This window comes from Agarivorans sp. B2Z047 (genome assembly GCF_023373605.1).
Lineage (GTDB): Bacteria > Pseudomonadota > Gammaproteobacteria > Enterobacterales > Celerinatantimonadaceae > Agarivorans > Agarivorans albus.
This window is the reverse complement of sequence record NZ_CP088080.1, coordinates 3,222,142-3,237,962: the sequence shown is the minus strand read 5'-3', so window position 1 is coordinate 3,237,962 and position 15,821 is coordinate 3,222,142. Positions and strand designations below refer to the sequence as shown.

At 43.4% G+C, this 15,821-nt stretch carries 9 protein-coding genes; 7 read left to right on the top strand and 2 right to left on the bottom strand.

The window, feature by feature from the left end; translation table 11 throughout:
* Positions 1-37 precede the first annotated feature (37 nt).
* Entirely contained in the window at positions 38-1,450 is a 1,413-nt protein-coding gene (gene sbcB, locus LQZ07_RS14740) for an exodeoxyribonuclease I (protein WP_152780882.1), read from the bottom strand.
* Between the two features lie 256 nt (positions 1,451-1,706).
* Between sbcB and LQZ07_RS14735 the strand changes: the two genes are divergently transcribed.
* The 6 genes from LQZ07_RS14735 to LQZ07_RS14710 all read left to right on the top strand — a co-directional run bounded on the left by LQZ07_RS14735 (position 1,707) and on the right by LQZ07_RS14710 (position 14,228).
* Complete coding sequence (locus LQZ07_RS14735) at positions 1,707-2,477, top strand: dienelactone hydrolase family protein (protein WP_152780880.1); 771 nt, start codon at positions 1,707-1,709, stop codon at positions 2,475-2,477.
* A gap of 234 nt (positions 2,478-2,711) precedes the next feature.
* Complete coding sequence (locus LQZ07_RS14730; RefSeq protein WP_152780878.1) at positions 2,712-7,790, top strand: PAS domain S-box protein; 5,079 nt, start codon at positions 2,712-2,714, stop codon at positions 7,788-7,790.
* 78 nt (positions 7,791-7,868) lie between these two features.
* Positions 7,869-8,903 carry a dihydroorotase gene (gene pyrC / locus LQZ07_RS14725; protein ID WP_249483173.1) on the top strand — a complete coding sequence of 345 codons (1,035 nt, stop codon included), beginning with the start codon at positions 7,869-7,871 and terminating at the stop codon, positions 8,901-8,903.
* Between the two features lie 681 nt (positions 8,904-9,584).
* A complete protein-coding gene (locus LQZ07_RS14720) occupies positions 9,585-10,004 on the top strand; it encodes a CBS domain-containing protein (protein WP_152780876.1) in 420 nt (139 codons plus the stop codon).
* A 64-nt stretch (positions 10,005-10,068) separates the two neighbouring features.
* Entirely contained in the window at positions 10,069-13,929 is a 3,861-nt protein-coding gene (hrpA, locus tag LQZ07_RS14715; protein WP_152780874.1) for an ATP-dependent RNA helicase HrpA, read from the top strand.
* Between the two features lie 5 nt (positions 13,930-13,934).
* Positions 13,935-14,228 (top strand): SelT/SelW/SelH family protein, encoded by a 294-nt coding sequence (locus tag LQZ07_RS14710; RefSeq protein ID WP_249483171.1) that lies wholly within the window; start codon positions 13,935-13,937, stop codon positions 14,226-14,228.
* Positions 14,229-14,552: 324 nt separating this feature from the next.
* On the opposite strand, the gene sodB is transcribed toward LQZ07_RS14710, so the two are convergent.
* Positions 14,553-15,134 carry a superoxide dismutase [Fe] gene (sodB, locus tag LQZ07_RS14705; RefSeq protein WP_152780872.1) on the bottom strand — a complete coding sequence of 194 codons (582 nt, stop codon included), beginning with the start codon at positions 15,132-15,134 and terminating at the stop codon, positions 14,553-14,555.
* 212 nt (positions 15,135-15,346) lie between these two features.
* Between sodB and LQZ07_RS14700 the strand changes: the two genes are divergently transcribed.
* Positions 15,347-15,685 carry a Grx4 family monothiol glutaredoxin gene (locus tag LQZ07_RS14700; RefSeq protein ID WP_152780870.1) on the top strand — a complete coding sequence of 113 codons (339 nt, stop codon included), beginning with the start codon at positions 15,347-15,349 and terminating at the stop codon, positions 15,683-15,685.
* Positions 15,686-15,821: the final 136 nt, after the last annotated feature.

The window sequence follows — 15,821 nt, the reverse complement described above, 5'->3', positions numbered from 1 at the left end:
CTTAGGCAGCCAAATAAAATAGTCTTTTGCTCACGTTTTAAAGGTTTTCTATGTAGTTATATAGACTTTTTAGTATATTTATTTTATTAGTATCATTTTGATACTCACTCATCAGCATTTCTAACTCTGGAAACACCAGCGCAACTTGCTCGGTAATTGAGGCTTGTCGATGCGCTTGCCATTGCTGCAATTCGCTTTCATTTAAACACTCGGGGTAATTGCGCGCCTTGTAACGCAGGATTAATTGGTTAAGCCTTGGATCAGCAAATTGAAACTGCTGTTTGCTAATCAAGTTAGGATCGCTAGAGCGTAAAACTTGCATAAGGTTTTTATCGGCGTTGCCAATAAATCCGTTGTATAAGGCAGTATCGGGGTTACTGTCTTGGTCAAACTCACGTTCTATGGCAAATACTTGCGACAGCTTCTGTTCAACCTCAGCTTTGTTTTTTGCTAATAAATCTAAACTTTGACGACATTGTGCTCGGTTTAAGCCTAATTCTTCCGCTCGTTCCGGCGTTAAGGTGCTAGCTGGGGCGAGTACTGGGCATTTATTGGTGTGAATAAGTTTTACCGGAATCGGCAGTTCATCGGCAGTCAACTCACTACGTGCGGTATACAGCCGTTGGTGGATTTCCTCTGCACTTAGTGACAGTAAAACGCTGGCGTCTTTGTTTAAGTCGACCACTATCATGGCGTTTTTGTTGATTGGATGCCAAGCAATAGGCAACACCCAAGAGGCACAGCCTTGTGCTGCGCCAAACATTCCCGATATGTGCACCAAAGGTTTGTTGTTGAGTAGATCAAATTGTTGAGCGACGGACTTTTTGTTTCGAAGATTAAGCAAATAATTGAATAGCTTAGGCTGCTTATCTTTAATCAACTTAGCCATGGCGATGGTGGCGTATACATCTGATACCGCATCGTGGGCATTAGCATGGCTTAAACCGTTGGCGGCGGTGAGCAATTCAAGCCTAAAGCTGACTAAGCCATCGTCATTAGTTGGCCATTCAATACCTTCTGGTCTAAGCGCATAACACGCGCGAACCATGTCGATTAAATCCCAACGAGAATTACCATTCTTCCATTCACGTTCATAAGGGTCGAGAAAGTTACGGTATAGGGTATAGCGGGTAACTTCATCATCAAAACGTATGCTGTTATAGCCAACACCACAGGTACCGGGTTGACTAAACTCATTATTGATTCGTTCTATGAAGTCACTTTCAATCAGGCCTTTTTTCATGGCTAATTGCGGAGTAATACCTGTAACCAAACAAGCTTGAGGGTGAGGTACGTAATCATTAGGCGGCTGACAAAACAACTCAATGGGCTTTCCTATTGGGTTTAAGTCCCAATCGGTACGTATTGCAGCAAACTGACAAGGGCGGTCTCGCCCAGGGTGTACGCCAAAAGTTTCGTAGTCGTGAAATAAAAAAGTGTTGTCACTCATCGCAATAGTTAGTCTTTTATAGCTTGTTCGTTATCCCGTATAACCATACCACATAATGCGTGAACTTCTTGGTAGTTGAAGGCTTAACTGTTTAGTTTACAGCCAGTTGTTATTACCAGAGTAAGTTGCTAGTTTAATTTTGAAGCAGCGAATAAATTAGCAGCGCTTCTCTATAGATACATATTTTCAGTGTTCGAAAACTTTTCTACTACACTGAGCGTAATGCTTGAGGTAACCACGACTATAAGGACATACAATGAAAACTTTTACTTTACTGGCTGGCTTGGCGCTTTCTTTTAATATTCATGCGGCAATGGTAAGCCAAACTGTTACTCATACAATTGGTGACAAAAGCTTTGAGTCCACCTTGGTCTTTGATGATACCAAGCAAGGACTACCAGCAGTATTAATGGTCCCTAACTGGATGGGCCCTACCGAAGGTTCATTAACTAAAGCGAAAAAAATTGCCGAGATGGGTTATGCGGTAATGATGGCTGATGTGTATGGAAGCGATGTTAGGCCAACCAATGGCGAGGAAGCAAAGGTAGCTGCCACTGCTCTACGTAGTGATCGTCAATTGCTGCGTGAGAGAACCAAAGCTGCTTTAGAAGCAATGAAAAGTAGCCTGCCTAAATCGGCAGATGCTTCAAAGGTAGCGGCCATTGGATTTTGTTTTGGCGGTGGTGCAGTGTTAGAACTGGCGCGAGCTGGTGAAGAGCTTGGTGGAGTAGTGTCATTTCATGGCAATTTAGATACTCCAAATACTGAGGATGCTAAAAATATCCAAGCACCCATTTTAGTATTGCATGGCGCCGTTGACCCCTTTGTTCCAGCCGAGCAAGTAAGTAATTTTGAAAAAGAAATGAACGCCGCAAATGTTGATTGGCAACTGGTTGCTTACGGCGGTGCGGTACATTCGTTTACTAATCCAGCAGCAAAAAGAGCCGGACAAGCAGAGTACCACCCTAAAGTGGCGGCCCGTTCTTTTGTAGCAATGGATAGCTTTTTTAGCGAGACATTTAATTAACACTCGCTATTTGAGTAAGGCAAATCTGCTTTCTTAAACAAAGTAACTAGCATTAATCTAAATACGTCTTCACATTAGTGGAGACGTTTTTGTTTAGAGAATATTTGTTATTGGGTTGAATCTAATCGAATTTTGGCTTTTACAGTGAAGTTCTGTATTTAGTTTGCATTGAGCATTATAGTTAATTTATTCAGTTAAACAGCCTCGTGCTAATGGGCTTATCAAGGATGGATTATGTCGGTTGAGCAGTTATTGTGGGTACTATTTGCCTTGTTAGGCTTAATTTTGCTGCTGTTAAATCGACTCCGCAAAACCAATCTCGAGAGCGTGAGTTTACTGCTCAGTTCTAGGAAAAGCATTCTTGTCATATTAGCCATCTGTAGCGCTGCGGTTGCCGTTGTTGCAGCAATCACTAGTATTGGATTAAAACAACTTAAGCATCATCAGTTCAATCAATTAGAAGAAGTTATTGGCTCAGTGCTTGATACTGCAGATGCCGGGCTTGATGAGTGGAAGCAAGGCTGGCAATCAAAAGTTGATGCTATTGCCTTAGACCCAGCATTCCAGCATTTTTCTTATGTACTTATTGAATCTGAACATAGCAAAGAAGGGCTTCTTGCTAACCCTGCTTTAGAGAGTTTGCGTCAATCGGTAGATAACTATCGAACTGTGTTTGATGACCTAGGCTTTTTTATCATCTCACGCGATCGCATTAATATTGCCTCTATGCGCGACGAAAACCTGGGCGAAATCAATGTAATTACACGTCACTATCCACATTTACTTAACCGGGTATTTGAAGGCGAAACAGTGGTTATTCCGCCGATTCGTCCAGAAATTGTCTTAGATGGCATGCTGCAAAACAGCGTTAAAAGTGCCCATTCAACCATGTTTATTGCAGCTCCAATTAAAAATGGGGATGGACTAGTTGTTGCCATTCTTACTTTGCGTATGGATCCAGAGCGCGAATTTGCTCAATTACTCAAGGGAGCTCGAATTGGTAAGACGGGTGAAACCTACCTTGTTAGCCGCTCGGGTTACATGATCTCACCGAGTAAATTTGAAGATGATTTAGTTCGTTTGGGCTTGCTAGAGCCCGACCAATCATCGGTGTTGAATATTCGATTGCAAGTCCCTAGTTACACCCGTGAACGACCCGATTGGACAGAAAGCGGCTACGCGATTATTGCCAAATCTAGCGGCTCAAACTTTAAAGGATATCTAGATTATCGAGGTGTATCGGTAGTAGGAGCGTGGCACTGGGATAAGGATCTGGAAGTTGGTTTGGTGTCAGAGATCGATCATGAAGAAGTGATGCAAGGTTATTTGCAGTTTCGTGATGTGGTGTTGTTAGTTTTGGGTTCAGCGCTAGCTTTCTGCATTATTTTGTTTGTGTTGGTATTTGCCTTAGTGCGCAAAATTAACTTGCGACTTAGTGAATCTAAGCAAGAGTTAGAGCGGCAAGTTGAGCAACGCACCTATGAACTGCAAGAGCGTGAAAAAACCCTTTGGGATCTTTATGAGTTTGCCCCAATTGCTTACGCCTCGGTGGATAAAGAGGGGCGTTTTCTGCAACACAATTTAAGCTTTTCTGAACTCATTGAAGTAGAACGTGATGGGTTTGAAGCACTGTCTTTCCATGACTTTGCAGAGAACCAAGAGCAACGTCAGAAATCTAAAGAGCTACTAGCAGCCGCCTTTGTTGGCCACAGCTTTAACGATGAAGTGCTCAGTATTTTTACGTCCAGTGGCCAGAAAAAAACGGTGAGTATAAACATCGTGCCTAGTCTTGATGAAGAAGGGCATATTCATGTGGTTAAAGTTTCTTTAATCGACATGACCGAACGTTATCAAGCGCGCTTAGCCTTGGCTGACAACGAAGAGCGGATCCGCACCATTGTAGATACTATCGCCGATGGCATTATTTTGATTGAACAATCTGGCATTGTTCGCAGTTTTAGTCCCGCAGCAGAGCAAATTTTTGGCTACAGCGAAGCAGAAGTCATTGGCAAAAACGTAAAAATGTTAATGCCAAGCGATATCGGTGATCAACACGACCGGATACTGGCCGACTATAAACCCAAGAAAGAATCTTCGGTGATTGGTAATGAGCGAGAGGTATTTGGCCTACGTAAAAACGGTGAGCAGTTCCCCATGGAGCTGGCTGTTAAAGAAGTATTCTTAAAAGGGCAGCGCCATTTTACCGGGGTTGTGCGAGACATTACCGCCCGAAGAAAAGCCCAACAAAAACTTGCCGATAGTGAACGTCAATTTAGGACCCTAACCAACAACTTGCAGTGTGTGGTTTATCGTATTCGCCTTAAAGAAGGTGAGTATCCAGAATGGTTGTACATTAGCGAGCAAATTGAAGAGCAAACGGGCTACCCGATTAGCGATTTTGTTGGTTTAAATCCAGTTCGTCGTTACAAGGAACTTGTGCATCCTGATGACGCAGAAGAGAGCCTCGCGCGCTCTAGAGAGCTCAATCAAAAGGGTGGGGCTATTTCCCAAGAGTTCCGCATTATTGATGCCTCTGGAACAGTTAAGCACATGCTGCAAAAAGCCTTTGTATCAATGGATGAGGAAGGACGACCTGCTTATTCAGATGGTGCAATTTTTGACATCAGTGAAATAAAACAGGTTGAAGCGCAGCTGCGGGAAAGTGAGGAACGCTTAGATTCTGCAGCATCTGGTGCGGGTTTAGGCATGTGGGATTACTATCCACAAGAAGACCGCATTGAAGTTAATGCCATTTACGAAAGCATGTTAGGTTACGCGAAAGGTGAGTTAAGAGACGGCGATGGCCTTTGGGCACGCCTAAAAGGTGATACCGCAACCTGGATGAAGTTGATTCATCCAAGCGATGTTATTACTAACAATGAGAAACTTGAGCAGCACTTGGCGGGTGAGAATGATGTGTTGCGAAATGAAATTCGCCTGCGTTGTAAAAACGGCCAGTATCGTTGGATTTTAACCATTGGTCGAGTGTCTGAGTTGGACGAACACGGTAAGCCGTTGCGGATTAATGGTATCCATGTTGATATTGAAGAAACCAAGAAGTTAGAGGCAGCCCTTAACGAAGCGCGAGCCTTAGCCGATAGTGCCAACCAAGCTAAAAGTGATTTCTTAGCGAATATGTCGCATGAGATCCGCACTCCAATGAACGCCATTATTGGTATGTCTTATTTGGCTCTAGAAACAGAGTTAGACAATAAGCAACGTAATTACATAGACAAAGTACACCGCTCGGCAGAAGCCTTGCTAGGCATCATCAACGACATTCTCGATTTTTCTAAGATTGAAGCGGGTAAGCTGGACATAGAAAAGATCGACTTTCGTTTAGAGGATATTCTCGACAACCTAGCTAATTTAGTGGGATTACGTGCAGAGCAAAAAAGTTTGGAGTTGTTGTTTGATATTGACCCTAGCATCCCAACAGCATTAATTGGTGACCCCTTACGTCTAACCCAGATACTGGTTAACTTGTGTAATAACGCGGTTAAGTTTACTGAACAAGGCGTAGTGGTAGTAAAAATAGAAGCAAAACAACAAGACAACAAACAAGTTCAGTTGTACTTCTCGGTTAGCGATACCGGTATTGGTATGACACCAGAGCAGCAAGCTAAGTTGTTTAAACCTTTTTCACAAGCAGATAGTTCAACTACGCGTAAACACGGTGGTACCGGTTTAGGGTTAGCGATTTGTTTAAAACTGACTGAATTAATGGGCGGGAAAATAGCCTTAAGCAGCGAGTTAGGCCAAGGTAGTTGCTTCTACTTTGAATTGCCGATGCAGATTCAAGAAAACGCGCAAACACTTCGCGATACTAATTCAGCACAACTTAGTAGCCTCAAAGCTTTGGTTGTGGATGACAATGCTAATGCTCGAGATATTAATCAACAAGTGCTAGAGAGCTTTGGCTTACAAGTTGAATCGGCCTCTAGCGGTAGCGAAGCCATAGCGCTGATTAAGGAACATGCAGAAACATCGCCCTTTGATATGGTATTCATGGATTGGAAAATGCCAGATATGGATGGCGTACAAACTGTCCAGCATATTCAAGATCAGGGTTTTGACTTAGACGTAATAATGGTGACCGCATTTGGACGTGACGAACTCACTAAAGAAGCAGAAGCAGTTAACATTGATGCGGTGTTAACTAAGCCTGTCACGCCGTCTCATTTGTTCGATACAATTGTGCAGGTACGTAAGATAGAGGTGCTTGAACAAACACGTAGAGAAGCTCAGCAGCAGGGGGCTAACTTAGATATTGCTCAGTTACAGGGAGCAAATATTTTGGTCGCTGAAGATAACGATGTTAACCAAGAGCTGATTACCGAGTTACTCGGGTCCAACGGATTAAATTGCACAGTGTGTGATGATGGCTCACAGGCAGTTGAATACCTAAAAGAAAACAAGGTTGATGGGGTACTGATGGACTGCCAAATGCCGGTGATGGACGGGTATACCGCAACCAAAGTAATTCGTTATCAGCTAGGTCTAAAAGAGCTGCCGGTTATTGCGCTTACTGCAAATGCCTTGGCGGGGGATAGGGAGAAAGCGATTGAAGCAGGAATGAATGACCACATTCCTAAGCCAATTAATGTGAATAGCTTGTTTAGCACGATGGCTAAATGGATTACGCCCGCTTCTCCAACTACGGTTAATCAAAGTGGACAACCAGCTAAGGTAGCCAATGAGCAAGACCTAATGTTGCCAGAGATTGATGGCTTAGATACCGAAGCAGGCTTGGCGAATGCTGCTGACAACAAAGTTTTATATTTGAAGTTAATCGGCAAATTTGCCAACGAAGAAAACACCCCTATGGACGATCTAAATACTGCTTATACTGAAGAGCGTATTGATGAATTGCAGCGAATTGCTCATACCATAAAAGGTGTTACGGCTACGCTGGGTGGGCAAGCGGTGTCCGACCTAGCTGCGGTTGTAGAGCAACAAGCCGAAGAAAATACAGTTCAGCCAAGCAGTATTGAAGCGCTAGGTAAGCAACTAATACCACTTCAACAAAGCTTACAAGAGTTTGTCTCCCAAGTTGAAATAACTGAAGTAGCAGAAGAGGGCGCTTCACAAAGTGTAAGTGAAGAAGAGTTACAGAGTTACTTGCTGCAGTTGGCTCAACTACTTGATGACTTTGACGGCGAGAGTAACGATTATCTCGATAGCCACGACTGTATTTTGCAAACTTTCCCGGGACAGGCGAAAAAACTACAAATGCTTATTGAGGAATACGATTACGAAGCCGCTGGAGAAATTGTTCAAGAGATGCAGCAACAAGTGACTAAAAAAGCCTAGTTATTACCTGGGGTGGCAAGACTTGCTCGCCAAGTTCGGGTAGACTTTGCGCCAATTATTTATACCTAGGGGATAGTTGTGACTCAAACACTTACCATTACCAGACCGGATGATTGGCACCTTCACTTGCGCGATGGCGCTATGTTAGAGGTAGCAGCAAATGCTACCGCTAAGCACTTTTCTCGAGCCATCATCATGCCTAACCTAACCCCACCTGTTACTCAAGTTGCTGATGCTCAAGCTTATTATCAGCGCATTAAACAGGCGCTTCCTGAGCAAAGCCAGTTTGAACCATTGATGACGCTTTATTTAACCGATGCCACGACCCCTGAGATAATCGCAGAAGCTGCGGCAAGTGGAATTGTTAAAGCATGTAAATTGTATCCGGCCAATGCCACAACTAACTCTGCCCATGGCGTAACCGACGTTGCCGCTCTTCGCCCGGTATTTGAAGCAATGGCAAAACATAGTTTGTTACTGTTAGTTCACGGCGAGGTGACTCACGCTGATATCGATATCTTTGATAGAGAAGCAGCATTTATTGACGCTCACATGCGTGGTTTGGTGGATTCACTGCCTAATCTCAAAATTGTCTTTGAACACATCACTACCGCCGAAGCGGCTGAATTTGTAATGAATGCGCCAGACAATGTAGCTGCAACCATTACGCCACAGCATTTGATGTACAACCGTAATCACCTGCTAGCGGGTGGTTTACGTCCTCATAACTACTGTCTGCCGGTGCTTAAGCGTCAAACTCACCAAAAAGCTTTACAGCAAGCAGTGGCTAGCGGTACCAAAAAGATATTTTTAGGAACGGATTCGGCTCCTCATGTTCAAGGGGCTAAAGAAAGTGCCTGTGGATGTGCGGGTTGTTACAGCGCACCTGCCGCCATTGAATTGTATGCCGAAATTTTTGAGCAGCTAGGTATATTGGATAAACTTGAAGCCTTTGCTAGCTTTAATGGCCCAGATTTTTATGGCCTACCAAGAAACACAGATACGATTACTTTGACCAAAGAAGCTTGGCAGGTGCCTGGTTCGGTAAAAGTTGATGATGAAAACTTAGTGCCATTCTTTGCTAACGAAACTTTAAACTGGCAAGTTAAATAGGCAAAAAAAGAGCCCTTTGCTCTAGAGCAAAGGGCTTGCATAATCGTGTAATGTTTACACAGCAATAGGTAACTAAACGCGTGACTAAGTTAGCGACTCAGTCGAGATAAATAATAACCACGCTGGACCGATCAGGCTATTACCCAAATGGGTGAAATTTAAAAGTTAATAAATTTCTTATATATTTTAATGCCTTGCATACACATCTCTGTTTAACAAAGCAAAAAAAAGCCCTTTTACATAAGTAAAAGGGCCTGCGTAAAATTTGTGTAAAGGTTGTACACAGCAATAGGTAACTAAACGCGTGACTAAGTTAGCAACTCAGTCGTGTTAAATACTATCTTTGAACTCGCTCTCTCACCATTCCCCAAATGGGTGAAATTAGCTGCTTATTTCATTCAAGCTTATGAAATTAAAGACAAAAAAAGACCCTTTGCATTGGATAACAAAGGGCCTGCATAAATTTGTGTAAAGATGTACACAGCAATAGGTAACTAAACGCGATGACTGAGTTAGCAGCTCAGTCGATATAAATACTACTCCTCGGCCATTATTCTCACCATTACCCAAATGGGTGAAATTTGCCATTGATAGCTTAAATGCCTGCTTGTTTGCGCTAGCTGGAGTAATTCGACTACGCCAACTAAGCTAACAGTAAGGCAACTAGCAGGAGTAAAGGTTATGCCCGAGAACCTCAAAGTGCGCGATTACATGTTAATGCGCCCGGTTTGCTTTACCGCAAAACAACCCATCGCAGAAGTTGTACATAGCTTGCTAGAGCATAAACAGCTAGGTGCTCCGGTGATTGATGAACAAAAGCACGTTATCGGTTGGATCTCCGAGCAAGACTGCTTAAAGAGCTTGCTTGAAGCTACATATCATTGTGAAACGGTTTCGTTAGTGGAAGATTTAATGCGTAGTGATGTGCTAAGCGTTGGCCCCGAAACCAGTATTTTAGAACTTGCTCAAAGCATGTTAATGCAAAAACCTAAAATGTATCCGGTCATCGAGCAGGGCAAGCTACTGGGCCTAATTACTCGTGAAGAGGTCTTAGCTGGCATCGATAAACACCTACATAGTTGCTATAAGCAGGTGAGTTAGACTTGTTTTCTTAAGGATTGTTGATAGCATTTGCGCCTCGTACGCAACCTACGAGGCTTTTTTCTTGCAGTCGGCTCTCTCAAATTACAAACAACAAATATCACAGGCATTGGCTAAAGACCGCTTTAGGCTTCAGCGCCAGCTTAGCAAGCTAAATGCAGATGATGTAAAAAACAACAGCTCACAGTTACTTAAGTTCACTCAAGCACTTGAGCGCTCAAGTGAGCTTAGCCGCCGCCGACGAGCCTCAATCCCAAGTATCGAATATCCTCAACACCTACCGGTTGCGGAGCAAAAGCAAACTATTTACGAAGCTGTTCGCGATAATCAAGTGGTTATCATTGCGGGCGAAACTGGCTCGGGTAAAACCACCCAAATACCTAAAATCTGTTTAGAGCTAGGTTTAGGAAGCCGCGGTTTTATTGGCCACACCCAGCCTCGTCGCTTGGCTGCGCGTAGTGTGGCTGCGAGAATTGCTGAAGAACTCAACACTCCGGTTGGTGAATTAGTGGGTTACAAAATCCGCTTTAACGATCAAATCAAGAATGACAGCTTAATCAAACTGATGACCGATGGCATGTTGTTGGCAGAGATGCAGCAAGATCGGTTTTTATCGCAGTATGAAGTATTGATTATCGATGAAGCCCACGAGCGCAGCTTAAACATTGATTTTATTTTAGGTGTACTTAAGCAGCTATTGCCAAAGCGACCCGATTTAAAGATCATCATTACTTCCGCTACCATTGATCCTCAACGTTTTTCTAAACACTTTAATGATGCCCCCGTTATCGAAGTTTCTGGACGTACTTATCCGGTAGAAACACGTTACAGGCCGCTAAACGAAGGCGAGCAAACCAAAGACATACTGGAAGGCTTAGCCGATGCTGTAGATGAGTTGTATCGAGAAAAGCCTGGCGACATTCTTATTTTTATGAACGGTGAGCGAGAGATTCGTGACGCTACCGACTATCTGCAAAAGCGCCAACTGCGCGATACCGAGGTGTTGCCACTTTACTCACGCTTATCTAATGCCGAGCAAAACAAGATTTTTTCATCTCATCGTGGCCGACGTATCGTTCTAGCCACCAACGTTGCCGAAACCAGCTTGACCGTGCCAGGTATTCGCTATGTTATCGACCCAGGAACTGCACGGATTAGCCGTTACAGCTATCGCTCTAAGGTACAGCGTTTACCGATTGAGGCGATTTCTCAAGCCAGTGCTAATCAACGTAAAGGCCGTTGTGGGCGTGTTGCCGAAGGTATTTGTATTCGCTTGTATAGTGAAGAAGACTTTGCAGGGCGCGCAGAGTTTACTGATCCTGAAATTTTGCGTACTAACTTGGCCTCAGTTATTTTGCAGATGCTGGGATTAAGGCTAGGTAAGTTAGAAGACTTCCCGTTTATTGATATGCCCGATCAGCGCAATATTAAAGACGGCTTAAATCTGCTAGAAGAAATTGGTGCACTAAAACAGCAACATGGCAAACCGAGCCTAAGCAACTTAGGCCGCGAGGTGATTAAGTTTCCTATCGACCCGCGTTTAGCCAGAATGATGGTCGCCGCTAAGCAGTTTGATTGTGTGCAAGAAATGATGGTGATATGTGCTGCGCTATCTATTCAAGATCCGCGTGAGCGGCCCAATGATCGTAAGCAAGCGGCTGACCAAAAGCATGCTCGCTTTGTCGATAAAGACTCTGACTTCTCCAGCTATTTGTTGCTTTGGCGTTATTTGCAAGAGCAACAAAAAGCCTTATCAGGCAATCAGTTTAGAAAACAATGTAAGCAAGAGTTTTTGGCTTATATGCGCATTCGCGAATGGCAAGATTTGGTTTTTCAGTTATCTACGGTAGTTAAAGAGTTAGATTACACAGTTAATCAAAATGAAGCTAACTACGATGCTATTCACCAAGCAATAACTGCTGGCTTGCTGAGCCACCTGGGTTTTAAAGACAAAGAGCGAGAGTTTTTAGGCGCGCGGAATGCACGCTTTGTGGTGTTCCCAGGCTCAAGTCAGGCTAAAAAGCCACCTAAATGGGTGGTTGCGGCCGAACTCGTTGAAACGTCCCGCCTATTTGCTAGAGGCGTAGCTAAAATTCAGCCTGCTTGGTTAGAAAATCAAGCAGGGCATTTAATTAAAAAGTCTTACAGCGAACCTCATTGGTCTACTAAGCAGCAAGCTGTAATGGCTTACGAAAGTGTTCGTTTATACGGCGTAGCGCTAGTAAACAAACGCTTGGTTAACTATGGGAAAATTGATCCTATGGTTGCCCGCGAGGTCTTTATCCGCTCTGCTTTAGTAGAGGGGCAGTGGCCAGCAAAACATGCTTTTTTCAAACAAAACCAGCTATTGCTTGATGATGCTGAAGCCTTAGAGCAAAAGCAACGTCGCCGAGATGTGCGAGTTGATGACCAAGTACTCTATGACTTTTATGCAGAGCGTTTGCCAGAAGGTATTGTTTCGGCGAGTCATTTTAATCGCTGGTGGAAAGAGGCCAGTAACAAGCAGGCCGATTTACTGAGCTTTTCTAAGCAAATGCTTTATCAGCATGACGCAAGCCATATCACTGAAAAGCAGTATCCTGATCAGTGGCAGTTTGAACAGGTTTCTGTAGCCTTAAGCTATGTGTTTGAACCGGGCCAAAGTGACGACGGCGTAAGTGCACATATTCCTTTAGCGCTGTTGAATCAATTAGATTTCACTCGGTTTGAATGGCAAATTCCAGCGTTTCGCGAAGAACTCATTAGTGCCTTGATTAAATCCTTGCCTAAACCTATTCGCCGCAATTTTGTGCCGGTTCCAAACTATGTGCAGGCCTTTGTTCAAGCAGTGCCGCATGCAGAGGGCAATTTGTTAGAGGTACTGACTAAACAACTGCTAAGAATGACCGGAGTAAAAATACCCGAAGATGCTTGGAATCTAGATTCGGTGGCCGATCACCTTAAAGTTAATTTCAAAGTGATTAACGACCAAGGCAAAGTGGTTGCGCAAGGTCGCTCTTATCAAAGCTTGCAAGAAAAACTACAAGATCAGGTAGAGCAGAGCATTGCAGAAATTGCCCCAAGCTCTTTTGCTGAGCAGGCGAAAGTTACCGAGTGGAGTTTTGGTGAGTTGCCTGAGCTTATTGAAGAGCAGCGCCAAGGTTATCAAATTACCGCTTATCCAGCCTTGGTGGATGAAGGTAAAACAGTCGCACTTAAGCTGTTTGATAAACAAGAAGAAGCGGGTTGGAGTCAAACTCGCGGCTTAAGCAAATTGTTACAGCTAAATATTCCTTCACCTTTAAGTTACTTGCAGCAACATTTACCAAATAAAGCCAAATTGGGCTTGTACTTTAATCCCTTTGGCCGCGTGGATGTATTGCTCGATGACTGCTGTTTAGCGGTGATCGACAAGTACTCTCAACTTGAAAGTGTTAACACTGCTGAAGCATTTCAAGCATTGTGCGATAAAGTTCGCACAGAGCTGGCTACAGAAACCTTAGAAGCGGTAGTGTTAGTGGAGCAAATATTGAGTTTGCATTACCAAATAAACAAACAGCTAAAAGGTAAAGTAGGTTTCGACAGAGTATTGGCACATGCCGATATTAAAGCACAGCTAAATGCGTTGGTGCATAAAGGTTTTGTTCGTGAAGTGGGCCTGCAGCGTTTAAGTGATTTACAGCGGTACCTAAAAGCCATTGAGCGACGCTTAGAAAAACTAGCCATCGATTCTCATAAAGATAGATTGGCGCTACAACAAATCGAAACCGCTACCGAGCGTTACCTAGAGTTGGCGTTGCCAGTTTATAGCCAAGAAGGGCAAGAACTGCGCTGGATGATTGAAGAGCTAAGGGTGTCTTTGTTTGCCCAGCAATTAGGTACTAAATATCCAGTATCATTGAAGCGGGTACTTAACCATATTAGTGAATTGCAAAAAAGGAAGTAACAGCAGTGGAACAGCAAGACCCAGTGTTACCCAAAGTTGAAATATATTACTGCAGTTTATGTGGTTGGTTATTAAGGGCTTCCTGGCTTAGTCAAGAGCTGTTAACAACCTTCTCGCATGAGTTATCGGAAGTCGCACTTAAACCTGCTTCAAGTGGGCGTTTTCAGATTTATCTGGATGGTGAATTAATTTGGTGTCGAAAGGCCGACAATGGATTTCCAGAGGCGAAAATTCTTAAGCAGCGGGTAAGGGACAAAATTGCACCCGAGATGGACTTAGGTCATAGCGATAGCAAGTAAGTTGCTAGGGCCTGTTGATCTTTGGTGTTGAAATTTTATTCAAGATAAGCGGGCTTTAATCGCGGCGAGCACTTTGAAACCTAGTGGGCTAAGTGAAAAGTGTTCAACGAAGAGTAAAGTTCGCTTATCTGAACCCTTCGGGCAGCATTTCTTAGCCATTTATTCAGCGTTAGCGAGTGATTATTAAGCCCACTTAACTTCACTCTCACTGCCTTGCCTAAATGGCTAATAAATTGCTGTAAAAACCATCAGCAAAGATCAACAGGCCCTAAACATAAAGCATAAAAAAGGGCGCATTAAGCGCCCTTTTTACATCGCTAGCTTTTACGCAAAGTTAGCTGACGCAAATTCCCAGTTTACTAATGCCCAGAAAGCATTTAGGTAATCAGGGCGAACATTGCGGTAATCAATGTAGTAAGCGTGTTCCCATAGGTCACAGGTAAGAAGCGGAGTTACGCCTTCATCTGTAAGTGGGGTAGCAGCGTTGCTAGTGTTAACAATGGCTAGGCTACCGTCAGCGTTTTTAACTAACCAAGTCCAGCTAGAACCAAAGTTGTTAATCGCGCTGTCGGTGAATTTAGCTTTGAACTCTTCAAAAGAACCGAAGCTTGCTTCGATAGCAGCAGCTAGAGCACCAGTTGGTTGGCCACCAGCATTTGGCGCTAAACAGTTCCAGTAGAAGGTGTGGTTCCAAACTTGGGCTGCGTTGTTAAATACGCCACCAGTAGAAGACTTAACGATCTCTTCTAAGCTTTTTTCTGCTAGGTCAGTGCCTTCAATTAAACCGTTTAGTTTTACTACGTAGGTATTGTGGTGCTTACTGTAGTGGAAAGACAAAGTCTCAGCTGAGATGTGTGGCTCAAGTGCGTCTTGTGCGTATGGTAATTCAGGTAATGTAAATGCCATGTGTTTCTCTCCTTGTAATAATTGGCTTTATTAGCGCAATCTTTTATATAGTAAAAACTTTACAAAAGAGTTTAGCACTAGTGCTTTATCACGCAAAGCAAAAATACTAAAAAAAATTGATCTAGAGCAAAGTGGTGAAATTGGCAACTATTGTTGCTAGGATACGCCCAACACCTAGAATAGACTTAGTGCAAAAATTAGAGAAGTTTAAAATGGAAACGATTGAAAAAATCAAACAGCAAATCGCTGAAAACCCAATTCTACTTTACATGAAAGGTTCGCCTAAATTCCCAAGCTGTGGTTTCTCTGCCCAAACCGTAGAAGCTGTAATGCAGTGTGGTGAGCACTTTGCTTATGTAGATATTCTACAAAATCCAGACATTCGCGCTGAGCTACCAAACTACGCAGATTGGCCAACCTTCCCACAACTATGGGTTGAAGGTGAGTTAATCGGTGGCTGTGACATCGTAATGGAAATGTTCCGCAGCGGTGAACTACAACCTTTAATTAAAGAAACTGCAGCTAAGCACCCAGCGCCTGAAGCAGAATAGAAATTTCTTCTATACTTAAGAAAACAAACCGCTCACTAGAGCGGTTTTTTATTGGTCCATATCAAGATGGTCAATGTTTTTCTATAAAAAGCTAAAATCAATGAGACTTTTTGTGATCAAAAGCGTATAGTGCGCA

Bases quoted from the DNA above. Each gene is read 5' to 3' on its own strand.
- LQZ07_RS14720 (WP_152780876.1), top strand. From the start codon at position 9,585: ATGCCCGAGAACCTCAAAGTGCGCGATTACATGTTAATGCGCCCGGTT.
- LQZ07_RS14735 (WP_152780880.1), top strand. From the start codon at position 1,707: ATGAAAACTTTTACTTTACTGGCTGGCTTGGCGCTTTCTTTTAATATT.
- LQZ07_RS14700 (WP_152780870.1), top strand. From the start codon at position 15,347: ATGGAAACGATTGAAAAAATCAAACAGCAAATCGCTGAAAACCCAATT.
- LQZ07_RS14730 (WP_152780878.1), top strand. From the start codon at position 2,712: ATGTCGGTTGAGCAGTTATTGTGGGTACTATTTGCCTTGTTAGGCTTA.
- sodB (WP_152780872.1), bottom strand. From the start codon at position 15,134: ATGGCATTTACATTACCTGAATTACCATACGCACAAGACGCACTTGAG.
- sbcB (WP_152780882.1), bottom strand. From the start codon at position 1,450: ATGAGTGACAACACTTTTTTATTTCACGACTACGAAACTTTTGGCGTA.